At 42.1% G+C, this 14,180-nt stretch carries 12 protein-coding genes and 1 rRNA gene; 5 read left to right on the forward strand and 8 right to left on the reverse strand.

Annotated elements, in window-relative coordinates:
- The 8 genes from CVV77_RS08695 to dnaA all read right to left on the reverse strand — a co-directional run.
- Positions 1–330, reverse strand: a 16S ribosomal RNA gene (locus CVV77_RS08695); the annotation flags it as partial.
- A gap of 280 nt (positions 331–610) precedes the next feature.
- The gene (gene gyrA, locus CVV77_RS08700; RefSeq protein WP_100275169.1) at positions 611–3,076 is read right to left on the reverse strand and encodes a DNA topoisomerase (ATP-hydrolyzing) subunit A; all 2,466 of its coding nucleotides are present in this window, start codon (positions 3,074–3,076) and stop codon (positions 611–613) included.
- A 209-nt stretch (positions 3,077–3,285) separates the two neighbouring features.
- Positions 3,286–5,202: a DNA topoisomerase (ATP-hydrolyzing) subunit B gene (gene gyrB / locus CVV77_RS08705; protein WP_003236659.1), complete on the reverse strand. Its 1,917-nt coding sequence runs from the start codon at positions 5,200–5,202 to the stop codon at positions 3,286–3,288.
- 53 nt (positions 5,203–5,255) lie between these two features.
- Positions 5,256–5,501 (reverse strand): extracellular matrix regulator RemB, encoded by a 246-nt coding sequence (gene remB / locus CVV77_RS08710; RefSeq protein WP_003219266.1) that lies wholly within the window; start codon positions 5,499–5,501, stop codon positions 5,256–5,258.
- Between the two features lie 17 nt (positions 5,502–5,518).
- The gene (gene recF, locus CVV77_RS08715) at positions 5,519–6,631 is read right to left on the reverse strand and encodes a DNA replication/repair protein RecF (protein WP_019257226.1); all 1,113 of its coding nucleotides are present in this window, start codon (positions 6,629–6,631) and stop codon (positions 5,519–5,521) included.
- Positions 6,632–6,646: 15 nt separating this feature from the next.
- Positions 6,647–6,862, reverse strand: coding sequence for a ribosome maturation protein RlbA (gene rlbA / locus CVV77_RS08720; protein WP_100275170.1), 216 nt, complete (start codon positions 6,860–6,862; stop codon positions 6,647–6,649).
- A gap of 131 nt (positions 6,863–6,993) precedes the next feature.
- Positions 6,994–8,130, reverse strand: a complete 1,137-nt coding sequence (dnaN, locus tag CVV77_RS08725) for a DNA polymerase III subunit beta (RefSeq protein WP_100275171.1) — start codon at positions 8,128–8,130, stop codon at positions 6,994–6,996.
- Between the two features lie 188 nt (positions 8,131–8,318).
- On the reverse strand, positions 8,319–9,659 hold the full coding sequence (gene dnaA, locus CVV77_RS08730) for a chromosomal replication initiator protein DnaA (RefSeq protein ID WP_003236652.1): 1,341 nt from the start codon (positions 9,657–9,659) through the stop codon (positions 8,319–8,321).
- A gap of 626 nt (positions 9,660–10,285) precedes the next feature.
- On the opposite strand from dnaA, the gene rpmH reads away from it, so the two are divergent.
- The 5 genes from rpmH to mnmE all read left to right on the forward strand — a co-directional run bounded on the left by rpmH (position 10,286) and on the right by mnmE (position 14,167).
- Positions 10,286–10,420 (forward strand): 50S ribosomal protein L34, encoded by a 135-nt coding sequence (rpmH, locus tag CVV77_RS08735; RefSeq protein WP_003178075.1) that lies wholly within the window; start codon positions 10,286–10,288, stop codon positions 10,418–10,420.
- 152 nt (positions 10,421–10,572) lie between these two features.
- Positions 10,573–10,923, forward strand: a complete 351-nt coding sequence (gene rnpA, locus CVV77_RS08740) for a ribonuclease P protein component (protein WP_003236647.1) — start codon at positions 10,573–10,575, stop codon at positions 10,921–10,923.
- 144 nt (positions 10,924–11,067) lie between these two features.
- Positions 11,068–11,853 (forward strand): YidC family membrane integrase SpoIIIJ, encoded by a 786-nt coding sequence (spoIIIJ, locus tag CVV77_RS08745; protein WP_080010902.1) that lies wholly within the window; start codon positions 11,068–11,070, stop codon positions 11,851–11,853.
- Positions 11,850–12,476, forward strand: a complete 627-nt coding sequence (jag, locus tag CVV77_RS08750) for an RNA-binding cell elongation regulator Jag/EloR (protein ID WP_019260053.1) — start codon at positions 11,850–11,852, stop codon at positions 12,474–12,476. Before spoIIIJ ends, jag begins: the two co-directional genes overlap by 4 nt.
- A 311-nt stretch (positions 12,477–12,787) precedes the next feature.
- A complete protein-coding gene (gene mnmE, locus CVV77_RS08755) occupies positions 12,788–14,167 on the forward strand; it encodes a tRNA uridine-5-carboxymethylaminomethyl(34) synthesis GTPase MnmE (RefSeq protein ID WP_003219255.1) in 1,380 nt (459 codons plus the stop codon).
- Positions 14,168–14,180 lie beyond the last annotated feature (13 nt).

Raw genomic sequence — 14,180 nt, forward strand, 5'->3', positions numbered from 1 at the left:
CAGTCCCAGTGTGGCCGATCACCCTCTCAGGTCGGCTACGCATCGTTGCCTTGGTGAGCCGTTACCTCACCAACTAGCTAATGCGCCGCGGGTCCATCTGTAAGTGGTAGCCGAAGCCACCTTTTATATTTGAACCATGCGGTTCAAATAAGCATCCGGTATTAGCCCCGGTTTCCCGGAGTTATCCCAGTCTTACAGGCAGGTTACCCACGTGTTACTCACCCGTCCGCCGCTAACATCAGGGAGCAAGCTCCCATCTGTCCGCTCGACTTGCATGTATTAGGCACGCCGCCAGCGTTCGTCCTGAGCCAGGATCAAACTCTCCGATAAAGTAGTTTGACTGACTACGCACATTGCTGTGCGATTTATTAAAAATGAATTAACAGGTACGTTTTGTCTTGTTTAGTTTTCAAAGAACTTTGTGTGCTTCTCTCGAAGCGACTACTTAATAGTAACATTTTTAGTTAACTAGGTCAACACTTTTTTTAAAAAGTTTTACTAGTCATGTTTGTGTCTTTTAAAAGACAACAGAAATGATTATACCATAATTTTTATGACTGTAAAGGGGTATGTACATAAAAAAGCGCAGCTGTTTCAGCTGCGCTTTTCCTCACACTTCTTCTTGTGTTTCTTCTTGCTCATCTTCTTCGTTTTTCTCTACTAGTGCTACTGTAGCAACATGCTCTTCTTCTGCCATTCTAATGAGGCGTACACCTTGAGTGACACGTCCGGTAGTTGAGATGTCATCGATGTCCATTCTAATGAGTACACCGCTGGCTGTAATAATCATTAGATCCTCTTCACCTTTAGTAGCTTTCACTGCTACTAATTGGCCGTTGTTCTCAGTGATTTTCGCTGTTTTGAGTCCTTTTCCGCCCCGGCTTTGGGTTCTATACTCTTCAGCAGGAGTTCGTTTTCCGTAACCTTTTTCAGTTACGATAAGGACATGTGATTCTTCCTCTAATATCTCCATGCCGACAACAACATCGTCATCGGTCAGGGTGATGCCTTTTACGCCTGCCGCAGTTCTTCCCATTTCCCGGACATCTGTTTCAGGGAAACGGATCAGCAATCCATTTTTCGTTCCGATGATAATTTGTTTTGTACCGTCAGTCAGACGTACACCCATCAATTCATCATCCTCACGAAGACTCAGAGCGATCAGGCCATTGTTGCGAATATTAGCGAACTGAGACAGCGAAGTTCGTTTTGAAACCCCGTGCTTTGTTGTGAAGAAAAGGTAAAGATCCGCATTGAATTCAGTGACTGGAATAATCGCATTAATCCATTCACCCTTTTCTACCTCCAGCAGGTTAATAATCGGGATTCCTTTTGCTGTTCTGCCATACTCAGGGATTTCATACCCTTTTGCACGATACACTTTCCCCTTGTTCGAGAAGAAGAGAATCGTGTCATGAGTTGAAGTAGAGATCAAATGTTCAACGAAATCATCTTCGTTTGTTCCCATTCCCTGTACGCCTTTTCCGCCCCGTTTTTGACTTCGGTAAGTTGATGCAGGGAGACGTTTAATATATCCGTTGTGTGTCAGAGTCACTACGATATTTTCTCTCTCAATGAGATCTTCATCTTCAATTGTCTCTAATCCAGAAGTGACGATCTCGGTACGTCTTTCATCGTTAAATCGCTCTTTGATTTCCGTGAGTTCTTCACGGATGATCTCAAGTACTTTATATTCGTTTGCCAAGATGTCTTTTAGCTCTGCAATTAGTTTAACTAGAGATTGGTATTCTTCTTCGATCTTTTCACGTTCCAGTCCTGTTAAACGCTGCAGCCTCATGTCGAGGATCGCTTGTGCTTGCTTCTCTGTCAGTGAGAATTGTTCAATTAAACCTGTTCTCGCGATTTCAGCCGTTTGGGAATTACGGATAAGGGAAATAACTGCATCGAGATGATCCAGAGCTACTCTCAAACCTTCCAAAATGTGAGCTCTCGCTTCCGCTTTACGCAATTCATAAGCAGTACGGCGTCTGATCACGACTTTTTGATGGTCAAGGTAATACTCCAGACATTGCTTTAGATTTAAAACTTTTGGCTGACCGTCAACAAGTGCAAGCAGGTTGATACCAAAAGATGTTTGTAGAGCAGTTTGTTTGTACAGATTGTTTAGAATAACATTACCATTGGCATCGCGTCTGATTTCAATGACAATTCTCATACCTGTACGATCTGACTCATCACGCAGATCTGTGATGCCCTCTATCTTCTTGTCCCTAACGAGATCAGCAATTTTCTCGATTAATTTCGCCTTATTTACTTGGTAAGGTAACTCTGTAACGATAATTCTTTCTTTACCAGAAGATGTTTGTTCAATCTCAGCTTTTGCCCGGATCGTGATAGAGCCTCGGCCAGATTCGTATGCTTTCCGGATACCGCTGCGTCCCAAGATTTGACCCGCAGTCGGGAAATCAGGACCCGGAATGACTTCCATCAGCTCCTGGATTGTAATGTCCGGGTTCTCACTGACCACAAGTACGCCGTCAATGATTTCCCCAAGCTGGTGCGGAGGAATATTTGTTGCCATACCTACCGCAATCCCGGCAGCACCGTTCACGAGCAGATTCGGGAACCTTGAAGGCATAACAACCGGTTCTCTTTCTGACCCGTCATAGTTGTCCTGATAATCGATTGTGTCTTTTGTGATATCTCGAAGAATTTCCATCGAGATTTTAGACATTCTTGCTTCTGTATAACGCATGGCAGCCGCTGAGTCTCCGTCAACAGAACCGAAGTTTCCGTGACCGTCAACGAGCATATAACGATAGTTGAAATCCTGCGCCATTCTGACCATGGATTCATATACCGCTGAATCACCGTGCGGGTGGTATTTCCCGATAACTTCTCCGACGATACGCGCAGATTTTTTATAAGGCTTGTCACTCGTCATGCCCAAATCATTCATTGCGTATAAAATCCGTCTGTGAACCGGTTTTAAACCGTCACGAACATCTGGAAGAGCACGGGACACAATAACGCTCATTGCGTAATCCAAGAAGGACGTACGCATTTCCTGACTGATATTTATTTCACGAACTTGTGGTGTGTTTTGTTCACTCATTAAAAAACCTCCCTGAAGTATCACATGAAATATGTGGGAGTAGATTGTCCATTATGATCTTCAATACGATTTCACTATTCTCCATTATATCAATAAACTTATGATTATACACATTAAATTGCTAGAATATATAGGTATTACAAGCTTTACTGAGTCTGGTCTTGTTCAGAAAAAAGCCTTATTTCTTATTGGAAATAAGGCTTTTTATATTAGATGTCAAGATTTTTAACGTATCTCGCATTTGCTTCTATGAAGTTTCGGCGCGGTTCTACTTTGTCGCCCATCAGCATTTCAAATGTCTCATCCGCATCCATTGCATCTTCAAGAGTTACCTGAAGGAGCGTTCTAGAGCTTGGATCCATGGTTGTCTCCCATAGCTGGGTAGCATTCATTTCACCAAGACCTTTATAGCGCTGCAATCCAGGCTTAGGCGTTTGAGGAAGAGTTTTTAACAGTTCTTCAAGCTCCTTGTCATTGTATGCATATTCAACACGTTTTCCCTGTTGAACCTTGTAGAGCGGCGGCTGCGCAATGTACACATAGCCATTTTCAATAATTTGGCGCATATATCTGTAAAAGAACGTTAACAGCAGTGTTCTGATGTGCGCGCCGTCAACGTCGGCATCTGTCATAATGACAACTTTGTGGTAACGGGCTTTCTCCAGGTTGAAATCTTCCCCGATACCCGTGCCGAGTGCTGTGATCATAGAGCGCACTTCGTTGTTAGATAGGATTTTATCCAGTCTGGCTTTTTCAACGTTCAGGATTTTACCTCTAAGCGGCAAAATGGCTTGGAAATGTCTGTCGCGGCCTTGTTTAGCAGATCCTCCAGCAGAGTCACCCTCTACGATATATAACTCGGAGATGCTCGGGTCTTTTGAAGAGCAGTCCGCTAACTTACCTGGAAGGTTTGAAATTTCCAAAGCACTCTTGCGGCGTGTTAATTCACGCGCTTTTTTTGCAGCCATTCGTGCTCTTGCTGCCATTAAACCTTTATCGACAATTTTTTTGGCCGCATCTGGATTTTCCAGCATAAATGTTTCCATTGCCGCAGAAAATAACGTATCGGTAATTGTCCGCGCTTCTGAGTTGCCTAGTTTTGTTTTCGTTTGGCCCTCAAACTGCGGATCAGGGTGTTTGATTGAAATAATCGCGGTCAGCCCTTCTCTTACGTCATCTCCGCTTAAGTTTGGATCATTTTCCTTAATAAGCCCTTTTTTTCTGGCGTAATCGTTGATAACACGAGTCAGACCCGTTTTGAAACCAGCTTCGTGGGTACCGCCTTCATACGTGTTAATGTTGTTTGTAAACGAGTAAATGTTGCTTGTGTAGCTGTCATTGTATTGCAAAGCCACTTCAACCGTAATGCCGTCCTTTTCGCCTTCAATGTAAATCGGCTCTTCATGGACTACTTCTTTAGAACGGTTTAAATACTCTACATAACTTTTAATTCCGCCTTCGTAATGGTACTCATTTTTGCGCTCTTGTCCTTCACGTTTATCTTCGATCGTGATGTTGACGCCTTTTGTCAAAAAGGCTAATTCGCGCACGCGGTTAGCAAGCAGATCATAATCATACACAGTTGTTTCTGTGAAAATCTCAGGATCCGGGATAAAATGTGTAGTCGTTCCTGTATGATCCGTTTCGCCAATGATTTCAAGGTCTGCAACCGGAACTCCGCGTTTATAGGTTTGGCGGTGGATTTTACCGTCACGGTGTACCGTCACATCAAGCTCCGTTGAAAGCGCGTTTACAACTGACGCACCTACACCGTGTAATCCTCCGGACACTTTATAACCGCTTCCGTCAAATTTTCCTCCGGCGTGAAGCACTGTCATAATGACTTCTACCGCAGGACGGCCCATTTTTTCTTGAATACCGACTGGAATACCGCGGCCATTATCTGTCACCGTGATGCTGTTGTCTTTTTCAATTTGAATGTTGATATCCGTACAATAACCGGCGAGGGCTTCGTCAATACTATTGTCGACAATTTCCCATACCAGGTGGTGAAGGCCTTTGCTGTTTGTTGAACCGATATACATCCCCGGTCTTTTACGAACAGCTTCCAATCCCTCTAGAACCTGTATCTGATTTTCATCATAACTGTTTTGCTGCTGTTCCATAGCCACGTCATTCACCTACACTTTTCTTAACGATATATTCTGATAAAAAATTTCTAAGAATCTATTTCAAACATAAATTGCGCACGTTTTTTTAATGTGCTGGAAGATAAGGGAGAGTAATATATATTCTGAACCGTGACTACGATAGATTTGGGCGTGCCGTTTACGGAAGGCACCACCTTGTGTTTCTGTTTTTTCAGAAATTCTTCAACAATAGGCGACATGTTGGCTTTAAAGTCAAAAATGCCGACAATATCTCGTGTTGAAACCACAAAGTCATCACCTAAATGAATATACAATTGCCCACCTCATTTCTTCACTTCACTAACGCACCGTTTTGCACACGGAACATTCCTGCTTGACGTAAGGTTTCGTGATCAATGCCATCAACGCTTGTCGTTGTGACAAACGTTTGTACACGGCCTTGGATCGTATGAAGCAAGTGTGACTGGCGATAATCATCCAGCTCACTCAGTACATCATCCAATAGTAAAATGGGATATTCTCCGATTTCTTCATGGATCAGGTCAATTTCCGCCAGCTTAAGGGACAATGCCGTCGTTCGCTGCTGTCCTTGAGAACCATACGTCTGCACATCGCGTCCGTTCACATAGAAAAGAACATCGTCACGATGAGGCCCTGACAGCGTAACACCGCGCTCGATTTCTTTTTCTCTTAATTTAGAAAACGCTTCTTGATAGCTATCTCCTATTTTCGACAAGTCTTCAGGATCTGATACCTCAAGAGCCGTATGGTACTTTAGGGTCAGCTCTTCTAACCCTCTTGAGATGCCCGCATGAATTGGCTGCGCCCATTTTTCGAGCTGTGCTGTAAACTGCAGGCGTTTTACGACGACTTTTGCCGCAACTTCCACAAGCTGATCGGTCAAAACATCGAGCATCGTTCTGTCAGTTTGTTTTCTTGTTTGCAGCTGCTTCAAAAAATGATTTCGCTGAGAAAGGATTTTCTGGTAAAGAGAAAGGTCATACAGGTAAACAGGAGAAACCTGTCCGATTTCCATGTCAAGAAACCGCCTTCTCACTTGAGGGCTTCCCTTTACAAGATTTAAGTCTTCCGGCGCGAACATGATGGTGTTGAGGGCCCCGACATACTGGCTGAGCTTTTGCTGTTCAATATGATTGACCTTGCCCTTTTTACCCTTTTTGGAGATGACGAGCTGCATCGGGATCGCCCCGTTTTGCTTCATCACTCTTCCCTCTATTTTAGCATAGTCTTTGTCCCACCGTATAAGTTCTTTGTCATTTGATGTCCGGTGCGATTTCGCCATGGACAAGACATAGATCGCCTCCATGAGGTTTGTTTTCCCCTGGGCGTTTTCTCCGATGATCACATTTACTTTATTTTCAAATTGCAGTTCGGCATGGTCGTAGTTGCGGTAAGATGTCAGTTCTAAGTTCTGGATATACAATCAGTATCACCCGCTTTAATTGACGACTTGAAATGAACCAAATCCTTCAATCTCTACCACATCTCCAACATACAGCTTTCTGCCGCGGCGGTTGTCCAGCTCGCTGTTCACAAGCACTTCATGCTCGCTTAAAAACCACTTTGCCATACCGCCTGACTGAATCACATCGGCTAATTTCAAGAATTGTCCGAGTGTAATCATTTCTGTATCAATTGAAATCGGATTTGCCATTATATCGACCTCTTTCAAATATCACTAATATCTAATTGTACTAAAAAAAAACGAATTAGGGAAAGGGAAAACTTGTCGGAGCAGATACCGAATAGAAAAGCTGCCGAGCGGGTCGGCAGCAGTGTATCGGATTAATAGGTTCTGACAGGAAGGATAAGCTGTACAATCGTTTCATCATTCGGCGTGCGAATTAAGAAAGGTCTCATTGCCCCTGTAAAGCTTACACGTATTTCTGCTCCTTCAAGCACCTTTAGTGCATCCAGCATATATTTTGGACTAAATGAGATATTTAATTCCTCACCTTCAATTTGATCTGCAAGAATTGCTTCCACAACTTTACCGATTTCTGGTGAGTTAGACGAAATCTCAATGGATTCAGCAGGTTTTGCAGAAAGCTTCACCACGTTGTTGCGTCCCTCTCTGGCTAAAAGAGATGCACGATCAATCGCCTGAAGGAAATCTTTTGTTTTCACGATGATTTCGGTTTTGCTGTCTTGCGGAATCAGGCTGGTTGTATCTGGATAATTTCCGTCCAGAAGCCGTGAGAAGAACAAGACGTTTTTCGCTTTAAACAGAACTTGGGTTTCTGTGATGACGATATCTACAAGTTCTTGGTTATCATCCAAAATCTTGCTGAGTTCAGTTAAGCTTTTTCCCGGAATCACGACGTTATAAGAGCTGTCTTCTGGAATATCAAGTTTCGCTTTTCTTAATGCGAGACGGTGACTATCCGTCGCGGTGCATAATAATTCACTTTGCTCCACTTTCCAGTTTACACCTGTCAAGATGGGGCGTGTTTCTGAGGTGGACACCGCGAATACTGTTTGTCTGATTAGATTTTTTAACAAATCAGTTGGAATTTGAATCGCATGATGCTCTTCGATCTGCGGCAAGTGCGGATACTCATCAGCATCAAGCCCGTTTAGATTAAATTCAGCTTTCCCAGAACGGATAATCGTCAAATACTGATTTTGCACTTCGATTTCTACAGTTGCCATCGGCAGTTTTTTTACAATTTCACTAAAGAAGCGGGCTTGTAAAACAATGCTTCCGGGCTGTTCTATTGTGACGATTTCCTTATCTCCTTCTTCTTTAGGAATGAAGGATTCAATAGAAATATCTGAATCGCTTCCTGTAAAGGATACGCCATCATCTGATGCAACAATTTTAATACCAGTCAAAATGGGAATCGTAGTTCTGGATGAAACTGCTTTTAATACATCTTGGACACTTTCAACAAGACGATCTTTTTGAATCGTGAATTTCATTTTTATCCTCCTAACGGATAATGTTTTAATATATATATTTTTAAAAAATAGTAGAAGTAATAGTAGGGCTTGTGGATTTGTGGATAAGTTGTGAAAAAGACAGGAAACACAGCCTATCCACATGTGGACAGACTGTGCATGACTTCTGAAAAGTTATTCACACTTTCCCCGAATAATCCCCGGACCTGCTATTTAAGCTGTTCTTTAATTTCTTTTACATGCTGCTGAAGCTGTTCATCGTCTGCCAGCAGTTTTGAAATTTTTTCGTGCGCATGAATAACGGTCGTATGGTCACGGCCTCCAAACTCTTCACCGATTTTAGGAAGAGAGGAATCAGTCATTTCCCTTGATAAGTACATGGCGATTTGACGCGGGAAAGCCACTGATTTCGTCCGTTTTTTTGCTTTGAAATCCTCGAGTTTAATATTAAATTGCTGGCCTACTACCCTCTGAATTTCTTTTATCGTAATGACTTTCGGTTTTGATGAAGGAATAATATCTTTCAACGCCTCAGCGGCCAGATCAGCATTAATATCTTTATTAATTAAAGATGAGTAAGCAACAACTCTGATTAATGCTCCTTCAAGTTCCCGAATATTGCTGTCGATTTGATTTGCGATGTAAAGCATAACCTCGTTCGGAATATCGAGCCCTTCCGCTTTGGCTTTTTTTCTTAAAATTGCAATTCTCGTCTCCAAATCAGGCGGCGTGATATCCGTAATCAGGCCCCATTCAAAACGTGAACGCAATCTGTCTTCAAGTGTCGGAATTTCTTTTGGCGGTCTGTCACTTGAAATGACGATTTGTTTGCTTTCTTCGTGCAATGTGTTAAATGTATGGAAAAATTCTTCCTGGGTCTGTTCTTTCCCCGCTAAAAATTGAATATCATCTATCAAAAGCACATCAACATTTCGATAGCGATTGCGGAAATCGACGGCTTTATTATCTCGGATAGAGTTGATGAATTCGTTTGTAAATTTCTCAGAAGACAGATAAACCACTTTGGCAGAAGGATTATGATCTATTACATAATGGCCGATTGCATGCATTAAGTGTGTTTTCCCTAAGCCGACGCCCCCATAGATAAATAAAGGGTTGTATGCTTTCGCGGGTGCTTCCGCTACCGCAAGAGAAGCTGCGTGTGCAAATCGGTTTCCAGATCCGATGACAAAAGTATCAAAAGTATATTTTGGATTGAGCATATTTTGGGGAAAATCAGATGTTTCTTCTTTAACCGCTTTTTTGACTTGCGGTTTCGGCATGAAGTCTTCAACATCTTGATTTTGAGGAATGACAAACTTAATGCTCAATTCTTCCCCGGTTAACTCATATATAGTATCTGCAATAAGATGCAAGTATCTGGACTCCAGCCAGTCTCTGGCAAATTCATTAGGAGCAGTGATCGTCAATGTATCTCCCTGCAGTGAGTGGGCTTTAGTTGATTTCATCCAAGTCTCAAAACTCGGTTTGCTCAACTTTTTTTCGATTTGAGCAAGGGCTTGATTCCACAGGTCTAATATATTTTCCATCTTCCGGCACGTCCCTCCTTTTCATAGAAAATGGTGTCTTTCTCTGTTATAGAACACAAAAAAAGAGCAAATGGCGCTTGCCATTCGTACACATTAAATGTTGAAAACATATAATATAGTAGATAAATAGCTTTTCGACAAATTTCACAACTTGTGGACAACCTTCTACACAAGCTGTGTGAAAACAATCCACAACTTATCCACACTTTGTGGATAAAGAGGAAAGGTGAGATCAGTAATCAAGAGTTAAAACACAAATATAATACCAGAATAAATGAGAGCTTGCAATGGTTGTCACAATCTTATCCACAAAGCGGACAACCTGTTGAAAAAATCTTGTCCACAGGGGTTGGTAATGTGAAAATGTTGTCGATAACCTCTGTGGATATTAAAAATAGGCGAAAAAGATATCCACATTCGTGATTTTAGGGGGAAATTGTTTGGATTTGACTTTTTTTCGTTAAATTAAGGAATCTGAAAAATAAGGTTTCGAAAGTTGAAAAGGTATGGTATTCTATTATGGTTGCAAGAAATAAAAGCACTAGTGAAGTTGACAATGAATAGGTAACGCAAATATAATAAGTAAGACTGTCTTTAACAGCTATTCCTCGAGGGAGGTGTCATAAATGAAAAGAACATTCCAACCGAATAACCGTAAACGCAGTAAAGTTCATGGCTTCAGAAGCCGTATGAGTTCAAAAAACGGTCGTCTAGTTTTAGCACGCCGTCGCCGCAAAGGCAGAAAAGTATTATCAGCTTAGGCCACTGAATAATGTCAGTGGTCTTTTTTCACGTTATGGGAAAAGATAGATGTGATGCGTAAGGAACCGGGGCATGCTTCCTGGTTCTGATGCATCTCATTGTCATCATAAATTTTTAAAAGTTTCTGCCAGCCAGTATCGGAGTGAGTCAATTGAAGAAGCGAAATCGTTTAAAGAAAAATGAAGACTTTCAAAAAGTGTTTAAGCAGGGGACATCCGTAGCGAACCGCCAGTTTGTCTTATATACGCTAGATCAGCCTGAAAACGATGAGCTGCGTGTCGGGCTTTCCGTCAGCAAAAAAATTGGCAACGCTGTGATGCGAAATCGGATCAAACGTTTGATTCGGCAGGCCTTTCTTGAAGAGAAAGAGAGACTAAAGGAAAAGGATTACATCATTATTGCCAGAAAACCGGCGAGCCAGCTGACATATGAGGAAACGAAAAAAAGTCTGCAGCATCTATTCAGGAAGTCTTCTTTATATAAGAAATCCTCGTCAAAGTAGGCATTGCCACTGCTTTCTTACAACTTTTAAAAGCGCTTCCTTTCTGGTTGATCAGAAAAAGACACCATTTAAAACTGAAAGATGCTAAAATACATACAAGTATGCTTTGCAATAAAAGAGTGTAGAGATTAATTATAGGAGGAAATGTTGTTGAAAAGGAGAATAGGGTTGCTATTAAGTATGGTTGGCGTATTCATGCTTTTGGCTGGATGCTCAAGTGTGAAAGAGCCGATCACTGCAGATAGTCCGCATTTTTGGGACAAGTACGTAGTATATCCATTGTCTGAGCTCATTACGTATGTGGCGAAATTGACGGGAGATAACTATGGACTTTCAATTATTCTTGTTACCATCTTAATTCGTTTATTAATTTTACCGCTGATGATTAAGCAGCTGAGAAGTTCAAAAGCGATGCAGGCTTTACAGCCGGAAATGCAAAAGCTTAAAGAAAAGTACAGCTCAAAGGATCAAAAAACACAGCAAAAGCTTCAGCAGGAAACAATGGCTTTATTCCAAAAGCATGGTGTCAATCCGTTGGCGGGATGTTTCCCGATTTTAATCCAGATGCCGATTTTAATTGGATTCTATCATGCGATCATGAGAACGCAGGCGATTTCAGAGCATAGTTTCTTGTGGTTTGACTTAGGAGAAAAAGATCCTTTCTATATTCTTCCGATTGTTGCCGGTGTCGCTACATTTGTTCAGCAAAAGCTGATGATGGCGGGCAATGCGCAGCAAAATCCGCAAATGGCGATGATGCTTTGGATTATGCCGATTATGATTATCGTATTTGCGATCAACTTCCCGGCGGCACTTTCTCTTTATTGGGTAGTCGGTAACTTGTTTATGATTGCGCAAACTTTCCTCATTAAAGGGCCTGATATTAAAAAAGATCCTGAACCGCAAAAAGCCGGAGGAAAGAAAAAGTGAGGAATGTGACTGCTGCAGGGCGAAATGTCGATGAAGCAGTACAGTCCGGGTTGCGAGAGCTGGAATTAACGAAGGATAAGGTTGAAATTACCGTTATTGAAGAGGGAAACAAAGGGTTTCTCGGTATTTTCGGTAAAAAGCCGGCGGTCGTAAAGCTGGTTGAAAGGATTGATCCGATTCAGCAAGCGAAGTCTTATCTTCAGACGATTGCCGAAGCCATCGCAGGGAAGTCTGATGTGACTGTTCAAGAAAGCAAAAAGACAGTACGTTTCCATATAACAGGTGAAAAAGCGGCATTGTTGATTGGGAAAAGAGGACAAACCTTAAATGCTCTTGAAACTTTGACGCAGCTTGTCCTTAACCGTTATCCAGGCCAATATAAAAATGTGACGGTAGATGCAGAAAACTATCGTTTAAAAAGAAAAGATACACTGAGCCAGCTGGCCATCAGGCTTGCAGACCAGGTTTTGAAAACGAAAAAAGCAGTACATCTGGAACCTATGCCGTCCAGTGAAAGAAAAATCATTCATGATACTCTTTCTGGATATGCAAATCACCAGATCAAAACGTATTCAATGGGTGAAGGCGAAAATCGCCATCTCGTTATTTCCCATAAAAGATAGCATAAAACCGAAGTCCGGTAAAAATCGGATTTCGGTTTTTTTGTATGAGAAAAGTCTATTTTTCCTAGTAATATCAAGCTTTTGCCGTTTAAGTTTTTTCTTTTTAGGTGTATCCTGTTGATAAAAAGGAAGTTCAGGAAATAAAATTAATTGTTATTCACATGTGGATAAGTTAAAGTAATAGGAGGCGAATTCCTAATTCTGTGGATAACACATCTTCCACTTCGAACCAAACTATGTTATCTTTTAGTTTTGGCATAATAAAAATTTTTTTATATAGATGAAAGTATAAGTAAAGAGAGGTGAACAGCATGGATACAATTGCAGCAATTTCCACACCGATGGGTGAAGGCGCGATTGCGATTGTACGGTTGAGCGGACCAGAAGCAATTCAAATCGCAGATAAAATTTATAAAGGACCGAAGGGAAAAACACTCAGCTCGGTCGAATCACATACGATTCATTATGGTCATATCGTAGACAGACCTTCGGATCGTGTCGTTGAGGAAGTAATGGTATCAGTGTTAAAAGCACCGAGAACTTTTACACGTGAAGATGTCATCGAAATTAACTGTCACGGGGGAATTGTGACTGTGAACCAAGTGCTGCAGCTCGCATTGAGAGAGGGAGCGAGACTTGCAGAGCCGGGTGAATTTACGAAACGCGCATTTTTAAACGGCCGAATCGATCTTTCACAGGCGGAAGCGGTTATGGACTTAATCAGAGCGAAAACGGACCGGGCAATGAACGTCGCTATGAATCAAATGGAAGGGCGTCTTTCTGCTTTGGTGCGCCGTTTGCGCAGTGAGATTTTAGAAACGCTCGCTCATGTTGAGGTAAATATAGATTATCCGGAGTACGATGATGTAGAGGAAATGACGCATCAGCTTTTGGTTGAAAAGGCAACCGCCGTGAAAAAAGAAATTGAGGCACTGCTGAGGACTTCTGAGCAAGGGAAAATCTTGCGTGAAGGTCTTTCTACTGTCATTATCGGCCGGCCGAATGTGGGAAAATCATCTCTTCTGAACAGCCTTGTTCATGAGGCGAAAGCCATTGTGACCGATATTCCCGGAACGACACGGGATGTAATTGAGGAATACGTTAATGTAAGGGGCGTTCCGCTTCGTCTGGTTGATACAGCAGGTATTCGTGAAACAGAGGATATTGTAGAACGAATCGGTGTTGAACGTTCTCGCCAGGTCCTAAAGGAAGCGGACCTGATTTTACTTGTGCTTAATTATAGTGAAGAGCTTTCTGAAGAAGACGTGAAGCTTTTTGAAGCCGTTGAGGGCATGGACGTTATCGTGATTATGAATAAGACTGACCTTGAGGCGAAGATTGACAGTGAGCGTGTCCGTGAGCTTGCCAATGGACGTCCTGTTGTTACGACATCTCTATTAAAAGAGGAAGGTATCAATGATTTGGAAGAAGCGATTCAATCGCTGTTCTATACGGGTGCCATTGAAAGCGGGGATCTGACTTATGTCAGCAACACACGTCATATCTCTATTTTACAGCAAGCCAAACGTGCCATTGAAGATGCGCTTAGCGGCATCGAACAGGATGTCCCGATCGACATGGTGCAAATCGACCTTACAAGATGCTGGGAGCTTTTGGGCGAAATTATCGGAGATTCTGTCCACGAAAGCTTAATTGATCAGCTCTTTTCGCAATTCTGTTTAGGAAAATAATAAAAGGAGGAAC

The sequence above is a fragment of the Bacillus sp. SN1 genome (assembly GCF_002796895.1).
Lineage (GTDB): Bacteria > Bacillota > Bacilli > Bacillales > Bacillaceae > Bacillus > Bacillus inaquosorum.

Bases quoted from the DNA above. Each gene is read 5' to 3' on its own strand.
- gyrB (WP_003236659.1), bottom strand. From the start codon at position 5,202: ATGGAACAGCAGCAAAACAGTTATGATGAAAATCAGATACAGGTTCTA.
- dnaN (WP_100275171.1), bottom strand. From the start codon at position 8,130: ATGAAATTCACGATTCAAAAAGATCGTCTTGTTGAAAGTGTCCAAGAT.
- rpmH (WP_003178075.1), top strand. From the start codon at position 10,286: ATGAAAAGAACATTCCAACCGAATAACCGTAAACGCAGTAAAGTTCAT.
- mnmE (WP_003219255.1), top strand. From the start codon at position 12,788: ATGGATACAATTGCAGCAATTTCCACACCGATGGGTGAAGGCGCGATT.
- rlbA (WP_100275170.1), bottom strand. From the start codon at position 6,862: ATGGCAAATCCGATTTCAATTGATACAGAAATGATTACACTCGGACAA.
- dnaA (WP_003236652.1), bottom strand. From the start codon at position 9,659: ATGGAAAATATATTAGACCTGTGGAATCAAGCCCTTGCTCAAATCGAA.
- spoIIIJ (WP_080010902.1), top strand. From the start codon at position 11,068: ATGTTGTTGAAAAGGAGAATAGGGTTGCTATTAAGTATGGTTGGCGTA.
- gyrA (WP_100275169.1), bottom strand. From the start codon at position 3,076: ATGAGTGAACAAAACACACCACAAGTTCGTGAAATAAATATCAGTCAG.